This is a genomic window from Sphingobium sp. (genome assembly GCF_036170395.1).
Classification (GTDB): domain Bacteria; phylum Pseudomonadota; class Alphaproteobacteria; order Sphingomonadales; family Sphingomonadaceae; genus Sphingobium.
In genome coordinates this window covers 1-13,967 of sequence record NZ_JAVHPD010000081.1, presented here as the reverse complement: position 1 = coordinate 13,967, position 13,967 = coordinate 1, and the positions used below count along the sequence as shown (strand labels likewise).

Sequence of the window (13,967 nt, the reverse complement as noted above, 5' to 3'; positions counted from 1 at the left end):
GGGGCTTTCGCCCGCCGGGGCCTTTGCTGTTTGGAGGAATCTGCCTCCAGGTGGCGCGCAAACGCGGGAATGCCGGTAAAGTAACTGAAAAGGTGAAGGGCTTCATGCCAACGATCAACCAGCTGGTCCGCAAGGGCCGCGAATTGCAGAAGACCAAGTCCAAGGTTCCTGCCATGGACGCGAACCCGCAGAAGCGCGGCGTTTGCACCCGCGTCTATACGACGACCCCGAAAAAGCCGAACTCGGCGCTCCGCAAGGTGGCGAAGGTGCGTCTGGTGAACCAGCGCGAAGTCATCACCTATATTCCGGGTGAAGGCCACAATCTTCAGGAGCACTCGGTCGTGCTGATCCGTGGCGGCCGCGTGCGCGACCTTCCCGGCGTGCGCTACCATGTGCTGCGCGGCGTGCTGGATACCCAGGGCGTCAAGGACCGCAAGCAGAGCCGCTCGAAGTACGGCGCGAAGCGTCCGAAGTGATCGGGCGCTAGCCCGATCATCCCGGCGCAGGCCGGGGTCCAGACACAATAGTAAGCCCCGGACATGTTCCGGACCAGGCTGAAGCAGCAAGGAAGACTATCATGTCACGTCGTCGTCGCCCCGAAAAGCGCGTCATCCTGCCGGATCCCAAGTTCGGCGATATCGTGCTGTCGAAGTTCATGAACAGCATCATGCAGGACGGCAAGAAGGCCGTTGCCGAATCGATCGTCTATGGCGCTCTCGAAACCGTCGAGACCCGCGCCAAGAAGGATCCGATCGGTCTGTTCCATGACGCCCTCAACAATGTGAAGCCCGGCATCGAAGTCCGCAGCCGCCGCGTCGGCGGTGCGACCTACCAGGTTCCCGTCGAAGTGCGCCCCGAGCGTTCGCAGGCGCTGGCGATCCGCTGGCTCATCACCGCCGCGCGCAACCGCAGCGAAACCACGATGGCCGCGCGCCTGTCGGGCGAGCTGCTGGACGCCGCCAACAACCGCGGCAATGCGGTCAAGAAGCGCGAAGACACGCACCGCATGGCGGAAGCGAACCGCGCCTTCTCGCATTACCGCTGGTAATGACTATATAGGGGATCGGGGCATCTTGTCCCGATCCCCATCACCGTTCGGGCTGAGCGAAGTCGAAGCCCTCCACTGAGCGACGCGAAGTGCCTTCACTTCGTTCAGGCGAGCCCTTCGACTTCGCTCAGGGCGAACGGAACCAGGAATTCCTGTTTCTCACCCGCCGCACAGGCAACGGAGTAAGCATCATGGCCCGCAGCCATCCGCTCGAACGCTATCGCAATTTCGGCATCATGGCCCACATCGACGCCGGTAAGACCACCACGACCGAGCGTATCCTTTACTACACCGGCAAGTCCTACAAGATCGGCGAAGTCCATGACGGCGCCGCCACGATGGACTGGATGGAGCAGGAGCAGGAGCGCGGGATCACGATCACCTCGGCAGCCACCACCTGCGTGTGGAAGGCGAACGAGGGCAAGGGCCTTGAGCATCGCCTGAACATCATCGACACCCCCGGCCACGTCGACTTCACCATCGAAGTCGAGCGGTCGCTGCGCGTGCTCGACGGCGCGGTCGCCGCGTTCGACGGCGTTGCCGGCGTGGAGCCGCAGTCGGAGACGGTGTGGCGCCAGGCGGACAAATATAAGGTGCCGCGGATGTGCTTCATCAACAAGCTCGACCGCACCGGCGCCGATTTCTATTATTGCGTGCAGACGATCATCGACCGTCTCGGCGCGACCCCGGCCGTCCTCTATCTGCCGATCGGCGCGGAAAGCGATTTCCGTGGGCTGGTCGATCTGGTCGAAAACCGCGCGATCATCTGGAAGGACGAGAGCCTGGGCGCGGAATTCTATTATGAAGAGATTCCCGCCGATCTCGCCGACAAGGCAGCCGAATATCGCGAAAAGCTGATCGAACTCGCCGTCGAGCAGGACGACGAGGCGATGGAGGCCTATCTCGAAGGCAATCTGCCCGACACCGCGACCTTGAAGGCGCTGATCCGCAAGGGCACGCTCGGCCAGGCGTTCACCCCCGTGCTGTGCGGCTCCGCGTTCAAGAACAAGGGCGTTCAGCCCCTGCTCGACGCGGTCGTGGACTATCTGCCGTCGCCGCTCGACATTCCCGACGTGCAGGGCATCAACCCCGACACCGAGGAACCCGACACCCGCAAGACCGCCGACGACGCGCCCTTCTCGGGCCTGGCGTTCAAGATCATGAACGATCCCTTCGTGGGCTCGCTCACCTTCCTGCGCGTCTATTCGGGCACGCTGACCAAGGGCACGTACCTCAACTCGGTCAAGGACAAGAAGGAAAAGGTCGGGCGTATGCTCCTCATGCACGCGAACTCGCGTGAGGACATCGACACTGCTTATGCGGGCGACATCGTCGCGCTGGCCGGCATGAAGGAAACCACGACGGGCGACACGCTGTGCGCCGAGCGCCAGCCGATTATCCTCGAACGGATGGAATTCCCCGAGCCGGTCATCGAACTGTCGGTCGAACCCAAGACCAAGGCCGACCAGGAGAAGATGGGCGTCGCGCTCAACCGCCTGGCCGCCGAGGATCCCTCGTTCCGCGTCTCGACCGATCACGAATCGGGCCAGACGATCATCAAGGGCATGGGCGAACTTCACCTCGAAATCCTGGTCGACCGCATGAAGCGCGAGTTCAAGGTCGAGGCGAATGTCGGCGCGCCGCAGGTCGCCTATCGCGAATATCTGAAGAAGCCGGTCGACGTCGACTACACCCACAAGAAGCAGTCGGGCGGCACCGGCCAGTTCGGCCGCATCAAGGTGAAGCTGACGCCGGGCGAGCGCGGCGCCGGCATCATCTTCAAGGACGAGATCAAGGGCGGCAATATTCCCAAGGAATATATCCCCGCGATCGAAAAGGGTATGCGCGAGACGGCGGCGACCGGATCGCTGATCGGCTTCCCGATCATCGATTTCGAGATCCTGCTCTATGACGGCGCCTATCACGACGTCGACTCGTCGGCGCTGGCGTTTGAAATCACCGGCCGCGCGGCGATGCGCGAGGCGGCGCAGAAGGCGGGCATCACCCTGCTGGAACCGATCATGAAGGTCGAGGTCGTGACCCCGGAGGAATATCTGGGCGATGTCATCGGCGACATGAACAGCCGTCGCGGCCAGATCCAGGGCACCGACACCCGCGGCAACGCGCAGGTGGTCGAGGCCATGGTGCCGCTCGCCAACATGTTCGGCTATGTGAACTCGCTGCGGTCCTTCACGCAGGGGCGCGCGAACTACTCGATGATCTTCTCCCATTATGACGAAGTGCCGCAGAATGTGGCGGACGAAGTCAAGGCGAAGATGGCCTGATAAGTTTCCCTCAGCCGGGCCGTGAAAACGGCTCGGTAGGGGCTGGTAATCTGGAAATTTGCTGCTATGGACGCGCCTTCGCGAGGCGCGGCCGAGCGGTCAGACCAAAGCTGATTTTGATTAGAAGGTAGGATAAAATGGCTAAGGCTAAGTTTGAGCGGACCAAGCCGCACTGCAACATCGGCACCATCGGTCACGTCGACCATGGCAAGACCTCGCTGACCGCGGCGATCACCAAGGTGCTGGCCGAAACCGGCGGCGCGACCTTCGTCGACTATGCCAACATCGACAAGGCGCCCGAAGAGCGCGAGCGCGGCATCACCATTTCGACCGCGCACGTCGAATATGAGACCGAAGCGCGCCACTACGCCCACGTCGACTGCCCCGGCCACGCCGACTATGTGAAGAACATGATCACCGGCGCGGCGCAGATGGACGGCGCGATCCTGGTCGTGTCGGCCACCGACGGCCCGATGCCGCAGACCCGCGAGCACATCCTGCTCGCCCGCCAGGTCGGCGTGCCGCAGCTCGTCGTGTTCATGAACAAGGTCGATCTGGTCGACGACGCCGAAATCCTCGAGCTGGTCGAACTGGAAATCCGCGAGCTGCTCAGCTCCTACGATTTCGACGGCGACAACATCCCCGTCATCCCCGGCTCGGCCGTGAAGGCGCTGGACGGCTCGAACGACGAAATCGGCAAGCAGGCTGTGCTGAAGCTGATGGCCGCCGTTGACGAATTCATCCCGCAGCCGGAGCGTCCGGTCGACAAGGCGTTCCTGATGCCGATCGAAGACGTGTTCTCGATCTCGGGTCGCGGCACCGTCGTCACCGGCCGTGTCGAAACCGGCATCGTGAAGGTTGGCGAGGAAGTCGAGATCGTTGGTCTGAAGGCAACCGCCAAGACCACCGTGACCGGCGTCGAAATGTTCCGCAAGCTGCTCGACGAAGGTCGTGCGGGCGACAATATTGGCGCGCTGATCCGTGGCATCAAGCGTGAGGAAGTCGAGCGCGGCCAGGTTCTGGCCAAGCCCGGCACCATCACCCCGCACACCGAATTCGACGCGGAAGTCTATGTCCTGTCGAAGGAAGAAGGCGGCCGTCACACCCCGTTCTTCGCCAACTATCGTCCGCAGTTCTACTTCCGCACCACCGACGTGACCGGCGAAGTGATCCTGCCCGAGGGCACCGAGATGGTGATGCCCGGCGACAATGTGAAGCTCGGCGTCAAGCTCATCGCGCCGATCGCGATGGACTCGGGCCTGCGCTTCGCGATCCGCGAAGGCGGCCGGACCGTCGGCGCAGGGGTTGTCGGCACGATCTCGAAGTAATATAGGACCGCAGCGGCGCGAATCGGCTGATTCGCGCCGCTCGGATTTTTCAGCCGCCTCGGATCGCCTTTCTCCGGCTTTCACCAGCTAGAAGGGCAAGATGAGGCGGATTTTATTTGTGAGCGCATTTTCGTAAATCATCGGCTGCTCCGGCTGATTTTAGAAAATGCGTGGGTTTTTGGCTCTTTCGCATCGGTACAGGAACTATGGACAGCAATATCCGCATTCGCCTCAAGGCGTTCGATCATCGCGTGCTCGATCAGGCGACCGGCGACATCGCCGACACCGCCCGCCGCACCGGCGCCCTTATCCGCGGTCCCATTCCTTTGCCGACGCGCATCGAGAAGTTCACGGTCAACCGTGGCCCGCACATCGACAAGAAGTCGCGCGAGCAGTTCGAGGTCCGCACCTACAAGCGTATGCTTGACATTGTGCAGCCGACGCCGCAGACGGTCGACGCGCTGATGAAGCTGGACTTGGCTGCCGGCGTGAACGTGGAAATTAAGTTGGCCTAAAGCCGACAAGTCCCTGCCACTCGCAACGAGGGCAGGGTATCGGGCATTCCATCGCTGATGGAAGCTCAAACGACACAAGGGATACCGCATGGATCATCCGGTGAACCGGAAAGTCCATGGTTTCTGGTCCCCCGTCGCCTTTCCCGAGAGGGATCGGCATCCAACCCTGACGGGGTGATCGCTATATTTCGGGTTGGACCGCACAGGAGTTATCCTGCGCGGTTTTTTCGTTGGATACGCCCGCTGCTACGGTGGGCCTCTATGGGAGTAATCAGTGATGCGCACAGGCGTGATCGCTAAGAAAGTCGGGATGACCCGTCTGTTCCAGGAGGACGGACGTCATATACCGGTTACGGTTCTGGCCCTTGAGGGCAATCAGGTCGTGGCCCGCAAGGAGACCGATCGTGACGGCTATGTCGCGGTTCAGCTCGGCGCGGGCGTCGCGAAGGTCAAGAATGTCGCCAAGCCGCAGCGCGGCCACTTCGCCAAGGCGGAAGTGGAGCCGAAGGCGCGCCTGGTCGAATTCCGCGTCGCCGAGGATGCGCTCCTCGATGTCGGCGCCGAGATCGCGGCCGACCATTTCATCGCCGGCCAGCTGGTCGACGTCGCAGGCCACACCCAGGGTAAGGGTTTCGCCGGCGCCATGAAGCGCTGGGGCTTCGGCGGTATGCGCGCCACCCACGGCGTGTCCATCAGCCATCGTGCCCATGGTTCGACCGGCAACCGCCAGGATCCCGGCCGCGTCTTCAAGAACAAGAAGATGGCCGGTCACATGGGCGACCGCGAGCGCACGCAGCAGAACCTCGAGATCGTGCGCACCGACGTCGAGCGCGGCCTGCTGTTCGTCAAGGGCTCGGTCCCCGGCGCCAAGGGCACCTGGCTCACCGTCTGTGACGCCGTCAAGGTCAAGCGCCCGGCCGATGTGCCCTATCCGGCCAGCTTGAAGCAGGCTGCCAACAGCAACAATGCTCCGGCCGAGACGCCTGCTGAAGATGCAGCCGCTCCCGAAGCGACCGAAGGCCAGGAGGGCTAAACCATGAAGGTCAATGTACAGACCCTCGACGCCGCAGCCGCCGGTGAGCTGGAGCTGAACGATGCCGTGTTCGGCGTCGAGCCCCGCACCGACATTCTGCACCGCGTCGTCACCTGGCAGCTGGAAAAGCGCCGCGCCCCCGCCCGCGCCACCCGCGAGCGGTCGGACGTCGCCCGCACCGGCAAGAAGTTCGGCCGCCAGAAGGGCGGCGGCACCGCTCGTCACGGCGACCGCAAGGCGCCCGTGTTCATCGGCGGTGGTAAGGCGCACGGCGCTCGTGCCCGCGACTTCGGCCACGACCTGAACAAGAAGATCCGGGCGCTGGGCCTGAAGATGGCGTTGTCGGCGAAGGCGAAGGACGGTTCGCTGATCGTCCTCGACAATCTCGACGTGGCGGAAGGCAAGACCAAGGCTCTGGTCGCGCACCTCGCCAAGCTGAACCTCAACAAGGCTTTGTTCATCGACGGCGACGCCGTGAACGTCAGCTTTGCCAAGGCATCGGCCAACATCGTCGGCGTGGACCTGCTGCCCGCCGTCGGCGCCAATGTCTACGACATCCTTAAGGCGGATTCGCTGGTGCTGACGCGCGCCGCGGTCGAAAAGCTGGAGGCGCGTTTCAATGGCTAAGAAGGACGCCGCGACCGTGGACAACCGTCATTACGACGTCGTTGTCGCGCCGGTCATCACCGAGAAGTCGACGCTTCTCTCCGAAAATAACGCCGTGGTCTTCAAGGTCGCCAACACCGCCTCGAAGCCCGAAATCAAGGCCGCCGTCGAGGCGATCTGGGGCGTCACCGTCAAGAGCGTGAACACGCTGGTCGCCAAGGGCAAGACCAAGAAGTGGAAGGGCAAGCCCTACACGCGCTCGGACGTGAAGAAGGCGATCGTTCGCCTGGCTGATGGCCAGTCGATCGACATCACCGAAGGAGTGCGCTGACCATGGCGCTTAAGAGCTATAACCCGACGAGCCCGGCCCAGCGCGGCCTGATCCTCGTTGACAAGTCGAGCCTGCACAAGGGCAAGCCCGTCAAGGCGCTGACCGAAGGCAAGCGCAAGACCGGCGGTCGCAACAACAAGGGCCATGTGACCTCGCGCGGCATCGCCGGCGGTCATAAGCAGAAGTACCGCATCATCGACTTCAAACGTCGCCTCTGGGACGTCGAAGGCACGGTGGAGCGTTTGGAATATGACCCCAACCGCACCGCCTTCATCGCGCTGGTCAACTATCCCGACGGCACCCAGACCTATGTGCTGGCGCCGCAGCGTCTCGCTCCCGGTGACAAGATCATCGCGGGCAAGAAGACCGACGTGAAGCCGGGCAATGCGATGGAACTGGGCCAGATGCCGGTCGGCACCATCATCCACAATATCGAGATGAAGCCGGGCAAGGGCGGTCAGCTCTGCCGTTCGGCGGGCACCTATGCCCAGCTCGTCGGTCGCGATCGCGGCATGGTGATGGTCCGCCTGTCCTCGGGCGAACAGCGCTACATCCGCTCGGACTGCATGGGCACGGTGGGCGCGGTGTCGAACCCCGACAACGCCAACACCAACCTCGCCAAGGCCGGCCGCAACCGCTGGCTCGGCAAGCGCCCGCTGACGCGCGGCGTGGCGAAGAACCCGGTCGATCACCCGCATGGCGGTGGTGAAGGCCGGACCTCGGGCGGCCGTCATCCGGTCACGCCCTGGGGCAAGCCGACCAAGGGTGCGCGCACCCGCCACAACAAGGCGACGGACAAGTTCATCATCCGTAGCCGCCACGCGAAGAAGAAGAGGTAAGCGAGATGGCTCGTTCCGTCTGGAAAGGTCCGTTCGTGGACCTCAGCCTTCTGAAGAAGGCGGAAGCCGCGCAGGACAGCAACGGTCGTTCCGGTCCCATCAAGACCTGGTCGCGCCGTTCGACGATCCTGCCGCAGTTCGTCGGCCTGACGTTCAACGTCTATAATGGCCGCAAGCATGTTCCGGTGTCCGTCAACGAGGATATGGTGGGTCACAAGCTGGGCGAATTCGCCCCGACCCGCTATTTCCCCGGCCACGCCGCCGACAAGAAGGGCAAGCGCTGATGAGCAAGGAAAAGGCTCCCCGTCGCGTCGCCGACAATGAAGCGCTCGCCGTCGGCACGCAGATCCGGGGTTCGGCCCAGAAGCTGAACCTGGTCGCCACGCTGATCCGCGGCCGCAAGGTCGAAGATGCGCTGAACATCCTCGCCTTCTCCAAGAAGGCGATGGCGGTCGACGTGCGCAAGGTGCTGGCTTCGGCCATCGCCAATGCGGAAAACAACCACAATCTGGATGTCGACGCGCTGGTCGTCGCGGAAGCGTCGGTGGGCAAGAGCTTCACCATGAAGCGCTTCCACGCTCGCGGCCGCGGCAAGTCGACCCGGATTCTCAAGCCCTTCAGCCGCGTGCGCATCGTCGTGCGCGAGCAGGCCGAAGCGGAGGCGTAAGCATATGGGTCACAAGAGCAATCCGATCGGTCTGCGGCTTCAGATCAACCGCACCTGGGACAGCCGCTGGTTCGCGGAAGGCCAGGATTATGGCCGGCTTCTGCTGGAGGATCTCAAGATCCGCCAGTATATCATGAAGAACCTGCCCCAGGCCGCGATCAGCAAGGTCGTGATCGAGCGTCCGGCCAAGCTGTGCCGCGTATCGATCTACGCCGCCCGCCCCGGTGTCATCATCGGCAAGAAGGGCGCGGACATCGAAAAGCTGCGCAAGAAGCTGGGCAGCCTGACTTCTTCGGACGTCAGCCTGAACATCGTCGAAATCCGCAAGCCGGAAATCGACTCCAAGCTCGTCGCGCAGGGCATCGCCGACCAGCTGGAACGCCGTGTCGCCTTCCGTCGCGCCATGAAGCGCGCGGTGCAGAGCGCTCTGCGTCTCGGCGCTGAAGGCATCAAGATCACCTGCGGCGGCCGTCTGGGCGGCGCGGAGATCGCGCGCGTCGAATGGTATCGCGAAGGCCGCGTTCCGCTGCACACGCTGCGCGCGAACGTCGACTATGCCGAAGCCGAAGCGCACACCGCTTATGGCGTCTGCGGCATCAAGGTCTGGATCTTCAAGGGCGAAATCCTTGGCCATGATCCGATGGCCACCGACCGGCTGATGCTGGAGGCTCAGACCTCCGGCGTGCGCCCGGCGCGCTGATTATAAGGTAGGTATAGCGTCATGCTGCAACCGAAAAAGATGAAGTTCCGCAAGGCTTTCAAGGGCCGGATCAAGGGCGACGCCAAGGGCGGCTCGGCCTTGAACTTCGGCGCCTATGGCCTCAAGGCCCTGGAACCCGAGCGCGTCACCGCCCGCCAGATCGAGGCGGCCCGCCGCGCGATCCAGCGTCACCTTCGCCGTCAGGGCCGTCTGTGGATCCGCGTGTTCCCCGACGTGCCGGTGTCGAAGAAGCCGGCCGAAGTCCGTCAGGGCAAGGGCAAGGGTTCGGTCGAATATTGGGCGGCGCGGGTGAAGCCCGGCCGCATCCTGTTCGAACTGGACGGCGTGCCCGGCCCGCTCGCAGCAGAGGCTTTCTCGCGCGCCGCGATGAAGCTGCCGATCAAGACGAAGGTTGTCGCTCGCCTCGGCGACACCTCCCACCTGGAGGGTTAAGCCGTGGGCAATGTAGCCGACCTCAAGACCAAGACGGACGACGAACTGTCGACCGAACTCAACAATCTGAAGCGCGAGCAGTTCAACCTGCGCTTCCAGGCCGCCACCAACCAGCTGGAAAAGCCCAGCCGGGTGCGGGAAGTCCGCCGGACGATCGCGCAGATCAAGACCCTCCAGTCCGAGCGTTCGCGCTCGGCTGCGAAGTAAGAAGGAATCACACGATGCCCAAGCGCGTGCTGACGGGAACGGTGGTTTCCGACAAGACCGACAAGACGGTGGTCGTCCGCGTGGAGCGCAAGGTGAAACATGCGCTCTACGGCAAGATCATCCGCCGCTCGAAGAAATATCATGCCCATGACGAGGGCAACGCCTACAAGGAAGGCGAGACGGTCCGCATCGAGGAGACCGCCCCGATTTCCAAGCTCAAGACCTGGAAGGTCATCGAGCGGGTGGACACGCACAAGTCGCCCGAAACGGCGGCCTGAGGCCAGTCACCGCCGGAAGGCGCGAAAATTCGGACGCGGGGCTGGCCTTTTCATGAGGAAGAGGTTACAGGCCCGCGCTTCGTGTTTCGTATCTTCCGGTCGATTCACGAATTCGGAACCGCCGGGACAGTCTCGGTAGGCCAGACAAGAAGGAACCGGATCCATGATCCAGATGCAATCCAATCTTGACGTCGCTGACAATAGCGGCGCCAAGCGCGTCCAGTGCATCAAGGTGCTGGGCGGGTCGAAGCGTCGTTTCGCCGGCGTGGGCGACATCATCGTCGTGTCCATCAAGGAAGCCCAGCCGCGCGGCAAGGTGAAGAAGGGTGACGTGCACCGCGCCGTCATCGTGCGCACCGCCAAGGACATCCGCCGTCCCGACGGGTCGGTGATCCGCTTCGACGGCAACGCCGCTGTGCTCATTAACAAGAATCAGGAGCCGATCGGCACCCGTATCTTCGGCCCCGTGGTCCGTGAGCTGCGCGCGAAGCAGCACATGAAGATCATCAGCCTTGCGCCCGAGGTGCTGTAATGAGCGCTGCACGTATCAAGAAGGGCGACAAGGTCGTCGTCCTGGCCGGCAAGGACAAGGGCCGCACCGGCTCGGTCCTCCAGGTCATGCCGAAGGATGACAAGGTGCTCGTCGAGGGCATCAACGTCCATGCGCGCCACCGCAAGCCCGACCAGTCGAACCCGCAGGGCGGCATCGATCGCAAGCCCGCGCCGCTCCACATTTCCAACGTGGCCGTGGCCGACAAGGACGGCAAGCCGACCCGCGTCCGTTTCGAGGAGCGCGACGGCAAGAAGGTCCGCGTCGCCGTCAAGTCCGGTGAGGTGCTGTAATGGCCGACAAATATATTCCGCGCTCCAAGGCGCTCTATGACGCTGAAATCGCCAAGGCGATGACCGCCAAGTTCGGTTACAAGAACGTCATGGAAGTCCCCAGGATCGAAAAGATCACGCTCAACATGGGCGTGGGCGAAGCGACCCAGGACAAGAAGAAGGTCACCTCGGCCGCCGAGGAAATGGAACTGATCGCCGGCCAGAAGCCGGTCATCACCAAGGCCCGCAAGTCGATCGCGCAGTTCAAGCTGCGTGAAGGCATGCCGATCGGCGCCAAGGTGACGCTGCGCCGCGAGCGCATGTACGAGTTCCTCGATCGCCTGATTAACATCGCGCTCCCCCGCGTGCGCGACTTCCGGGGTCTTAATCCCAAGAGCTTCGATGGCCGTGGCAACTACGCCTTCGGCATCAAGGAGCAGATCATCTTCCCGGAGATCAACTATGACCGCATCGACAAGGTGCGCGGCATGGACATCATCGTGACCACCACGGCGAAGACGGACGATGAAGCGCGCGAACTGCTGCGCCTCTTTGGTTTCCCCTTCCCGATCGAAGAGAAGCAGGCGGCCTAATCTCCTAACGGAGCACAGGCCCCGCTTCTCTTTCCAGAGGCTAAGCTAGGAAAGAGAACTTAAGTCATGGCGAAACTGAGTTCGATCAACAAGAATGAGCGTCGCAAGAAGCTGGTGAAGAAATATGCCGGCCGCTATGCGAAGCTCAAGGCGATCGCGAACGACAAGACCGCGGACGACACCGATCGTCTGATCGCGCGTCTGAAGATGGCGGAAGTGCCCCGCAACGGCAACCCGACCCGCATCCGCAACCGGTGCGAGCTGACGGGCCGTCCCCGGGCCTATTACCGCAAATTCCGTCTCTGCCGCGTGCAGCTGCGCGATCTGGCCAACAAGGGCCTGATCCCCGGCGTCACCAAGTCGAGCTGGTAAGGATCATTTGAGATGGCATTGACCGATCCCCTGGGTGACATGCTCACCCGCATCCGCAACGGGCAGCAGGCGAAGAAGGACAGCGTGGTCTCTCCCGCGTCCAAGCTGCGCGCCCGCGTGCTCGACGTGCTCCAGCGCGAAGGCTATATCCGCGGCTATTCCGAGGAAGTTCTGGGCAACCACCCGGGCCTGCGCATCGAGCTCAAATATTTCGAGGGCCAGCCCGCGATCAAGCATGTCGCGCGCGTGTCCAAGCCCGGCCGCCGCGTTTATTCGGGTTCCAAGGAACTCCCCGTAGTACGCAATGGCCTTGGCATTACGATCGTCTCGACGCCCAAGGGCGTTCTGTCCGACGCCGAAGCGCGCGAGCAGAATGTCGGCGGCGAAGTGCTGGCGGAGGTGTTCTGATGAGCCGCATCGGTAAAAAGCCGGTCGCGATCCCCGCCGGGGTCACCGCGACCATCGAGGGCGGGCAGCTGTCGGTGAAGGGGCCTAAGGGCACGCTCGCCATGGCTCTGCGCGACGAGATCAGCTACACGGTCGAAAATGACGGCATCTCCGTCCAGCCCGCGAACAAGACCAAGCAGGCGCGCGCCTTCTGGGGTATGCAGCGGACGCTGGTGCAGAACCTCATCACCGGCGTGACCGAGGGCTTCTCGAAGAAGCTGCTCATCACCGGTGTCGGCTATCGCGCCAACTCGCAGGGCCGGAACCTGAAGCTGCAGCTTGGCTACAGCCATGACGTCGATTTCGCGATCCCGGAAGGGATCGAGATCAAGACCCCGGATAATACCACGGTCGAAATCAGCGGCATCGACAAGCAGCAGGTCGGCCAGGTCGCCGCCGAGATCCGTCGCTGGCGCAAGCCCGAACCCTATAAGGGCAAGGGCATCAAATATGACGGCGAGTTCATCTTCCGCAAGGAAGGGAAGAAGAAGTAAGATGGCAAAGCTTTCCCTCTTCGAGCGGCGTCGCCGCCGTGTCCGCACCGCGCTCAAGGCGCGCTCGGGCGACAAGCCCCGCCTCAGCGTTCATCGTTCGGGCCGGCACATCTACGCCCAGGTCATCGACGACGCCGCCGGCAAGACCGTCGCTTCGGCTTCGACCCTGGACAAGGATGTGCGCGGGTCGACCGGCGCGACCGCTGAAGCCGCTGCCGATGTCGGCAAGCGCGTCGCCGCCGCGGCGACCGCTGCCGGCGTCACCCGCGTCGTGTTCGACCGTGGTGGCTTCCTGTTCCATGGCCGCGTCAAGGCGCTGGCCGATGCCGCCCGCGAAGGCGGGCTGGAGTTCTGATGATGGCTGACGAAAACGATATCCAGGCCCAGCCGGGCGCGCCCGCCGCCGTCGAAGGCGGCGAGGCTCAGACCGAAGGTCGCGGCCCCGGCCGTGGCCGTGGCAACCGTGGCGGTGGCGATCGCAACCGCGGCGATCGCGGTGGCCGTGGCCGTCGCGATGACCGCCGTGGCGGCAACCGCGACGAGGAGCAGGGCGAGGAGCTGATCGAGAAGCTGGTCCACATCAACCGCGTCTCGAAGACGGTGAAGGGCGGCAAGCGCTTCGGCTTCGCGGCTCTGGTCGTCGTGGGCGACGGCAAGGGCCGTGCGGGCTTCGGCCATGGCAAGGCGCGCGAAGTGCCCGAAGCCATCAGCAAGGCGACCGCCGCCGCCAAGAAGGCGATGGTCCGCGTTCCGCTGAAGGAAGGCCGCACCCTGCACCATGACGGCCTCGGCCATTTCGGCGCTGGCAAGGTGACCGTGCGTTCGGCCCCGGCCGGTACGGGCATCATCGCGGGCGGCCCGATGCGCGCCGTGTTCGAAAGCCTCGGCGTCGCGGACGTCGTGACCAAGTCGAACGGCACGTCCAACCCGTATAACATGATCCGTGCGA

General features: G+C 63.4%; 23 protein-coding genes. All 23 read left to right on the top strand.

All coding sequences use genetic code 11. From position 1 onward, the window contains the following. The first annotated feature begins 104 nt into the window (after positions 1-104). Positions 105-476 carry a 30S ribosomal protein S12 gene (rpsL, locus tag V2B31_RS19410; RefSeq protein WP_004208728.1) on the top strand — a complete coding sequence of 124 codons (372 nt, stop codon included), beginning with the start codon at positions 105-107 and terminating at the stop codon, positions 474-476. A 101-nt stretch (positions 477-577) separates the two neighbouring features. Then, positions 578-1,048, top strand: coding sequence for a 30S ribosomal protein S7 (rpsG, locus tag V2B31_RS19405; protein WP_328281765.1), 471 nt, complete (start codon positions 578-580; stop codon positions 1,046-1,048). Positions 1,049-1,239: 191 nt separating this feature from the next. After that, positions 1,240-3,333 carry an elongation factor G gene (gene fusA, locus V2B31_RS19400; protein WP_328281763.1) on the top strand — a complete coding sequence of 698 codons (2,094 nt, stop codon included), beginning with the start codon at positions 1,240-1,242 and terminating at the stop codon, positions 3,331-3,333. 137 nt (positions 3,334-3,470) lie between these two features. Then, positions 3,471-4,661 (top strand): elongation factor Tu, encoded by a 1,191-nt coding sequence (tuf, locus tag V2B31_RS19395; RefSeq protein WP_328281761.1) that lies wholly within the window; start codon positions 3,471-3,473, stop codon positions 4,659-4,661. Between the two features lie 206 nt (positions 4,662-4,867). After that, positions 4,868-5,176, top strand: a complete 309-nt coding sequence (gene rpsJ, locus V2B31_RS19390; protein ID WP_007686587.1) for a 30S ribosomal protein S10 — start codon at positions 4,868-4,870, stop codon at positions 5,174-5,176. 277 nt (positions 5,177-5,453) lie between these two features. Next, positions 5,454-6,209 (top strand): 50S ribosomal protein L3, encoded by a 756-nt coding sequence (rplC, locus tag V2B31_RS19385; protein ID WP_328281759.1) that lies wholly within the window; start codon positions 5,454-5,456, stop codon positions 6,207-6,209. A gap of 3 nt (positions 6,210-6,212) precedes the next feature. Continuing rightward, a complete protein-coding gene (rplD, locus tag V2B31_RS19380) occupies positions 6,213-6,836 on the top strand; it encodes a 50S ribosomal protein L4 (RefSeq protein WP_328281755.1) in 624 nt (207 codons plus the stop codon). Further along, complete coding sequence (locus V2B31_RS19375; protein WP_328281753.1) at positions 6,829-7,146, top strand: 50S ribosomal protein L23; 318 nt, start codon at positions 6,829-6,831, stop codon at positions 7,144-7,146. The genes rplD and V2B31_RS19375 overlap by 8 nt, the downstream gene beginning before the upstream one ends. 2 nt (positions 7,147-7,148) lie before the next feature. Then, positions 7,149-7,985 (top strand): 50S ribosomal protein L2, encoded by an 837-nt coding sequence (gene rplB / locus V2B31_RS19370; RefSeq protein ID WP_328281751.1) that lies wholly within the window; start codon positions 7,149-7,151, stop codon positions 7,983-7,985. 5 nt (positions 7,986-7,990) lie between these two features. After that, positions 7,991-8,269 (top strand): 30S ribosomal protein S19, encoded by a 279-nt coding sequence (rpsS, locus tag V2B31_RS19365; RefSeq protein WP_328281749.1) that lies wholly within the window; start codon positions 7,991-7,993, stop codon positions 8,267-8,269. Further along, positions 8,269-8,652, top strand: a complete 384-nt coding sequence (gene rplV / locus V2B31_RS19360) for a 50S ribosomal protein L22 (protein WP_328281747.1) — start codon at positions 8,269-8,271, stop codon at positions 8,650-8,652. The genes rpsS and rplV overlap by 1 nt, the downstream gene beginning before the upstream one ends. A 4-nt stretch (positions 8,653-8,656) precedes the next feature. Next, positions 8,657-9,352 carry a 30S ribosomal protein S3 gene (gene rpsC, locus V2B31_RS19355; protein ID WP_066769631.1) on the top strand — a complete coding sequence of 232 codons (696 nt, stop codon included), beginning with the start codon at positions 8,657-8,659 and terminating at the stop codon, positions 9,350-9,352. Positions 9,353-9,373: 21 nt separating this feature from the next. Continuing rightward, positions 9,374-9,805, top strand: a complete 432-nt coding sequence (gene rplP, locus V2B31_RS19350) for a 50S ribosomal protein L16 (RefSeq protein ID WP_328281744.1) — start codon at positions 9,374-9,376, stop codon at positions 9,803-9,805. Between the two features lie 3 nt (positions 9,806-9,808). Continuing rightward, positions 9,809-10,012: a 50S ribosomal protein L29 gene (gene rpmC / locus V2B31_RS19345; RefSeq protein ID WP_328281743.1), complete on the top strand. Its 204-nt coding sequence runs from the start codon at positions 9,809-9,811 to the stop codon at positions 10,010-10,012. Positions 10,013-10,026: 14 nt separating this feature from the next. Then, positions 10,027-10,290, top strand: a complete 264-nt coding sequence (gene rpsQ / locus V2B31_RS19340) for a 30S ribosomal protein S17 (RefSeq protein WP_253339969.1) — start codon at positions 10,027-10,029, stop codon at positions 10,288-10,290. Positions 10,291-10,453: 163 nt separating this feature from the next. Beyond that, positions 10,454-10,822 (top strand): 50S ribosomal protein L14, encoded by a 369-nt coding sequence (gene rplN, locus V2B31_RS19335; protein ID WP_024018898.1) that lies wholly within the window; start codon positions 10,454-10,456, stop codon positions 10,820-10,822. Further along, complete coding sequence (gene rplX, locus V2B31_RS19330; protein ID WP_328281738.1) at positions 10,822-11,133, top strand: 50S ribosomal protein L24; 312 nt, start codon at positions 10,822-10,824, stop codon at positions 11,131-11,133. Before rplN ends, rplX begins: the two co-directional genes overlap by 1 nt. Next, the gene (gene rplE / locus V2B31_RS19325) at positions 11,133-11,705 is read left to right on the top strand and encodes a 50S ribosomal protein L5 (protein WP_328281736.1); all 573 of its coding nucleotides are present in this window, start codon (positions 11,133-11,135) and stop codon (positions 11,703-11,705) included. The genes rplX and rplE overlap by 1 nt, the downstream gene beginning before the upstream one ends. A 66-nt stretch (positions 11,706-11,771) precedes the next feature. Then, a complete protein-coding gene (gene rpsN / locus V2B31_RS19320; protein WP_328281735.1) occupies positions 11,772-12,077 on the top strand; it encodes a 30S ribosomal protein S14 in 306 nt (101 codons plus the stop codon). A 12-nt stretch (positions 12,078-12,089) separates the two neighbouring features. Beyond that, positions 12,090-12,485 carry a 30S ribosomal protein S8 gene (rpsH, locus tag V2B31_RS19315; protein WP_328281733.1) on the top strand — a complete coding sequence of 132 codons (396 nt, stop codon included), beginning with the start codon at positions 12,090-12,092 and terminating at the stop codon, positions 12,483-12,485. Continuing rightward, positions 12,485-13,018 carry a 50S ribosomal protein L6 gene (gene rplF, locus V2B31_RS19310; protein ID WP_328281732.1) on the top strand — a complete coding sequence of 178 codons (534 nt, stop codon included), beginning with the start codon at positions 12,485-12,487 and terminating at the stop codon, positions 13,016-13,018. Before rpsH ends, rplF begins: the two co-directional genes overlap by 1 nt. 1 nt (position 13,019) lies before the next feature. Further along, a complete protein-coding gene (gene rplR, locus V2B31_RS19305) occupies positions 13,020-13,373 on the top strand; it encodes a 50S ribosomal protein L18 (RefSeq protein ID WP_328281730.1) in 354 nt (117 codons plus the stop codon). Between the two features lie 2 nt (positions 13,374-13,375). Then, the coding region (rpsE, locus tag V2B31_RS19300) for a 30S ribosomal protein S5 (RefSeq protein WP_328281728.1) at positions 13,376-13,967 on the top strand (592 nt) is incomplete at its 3' end.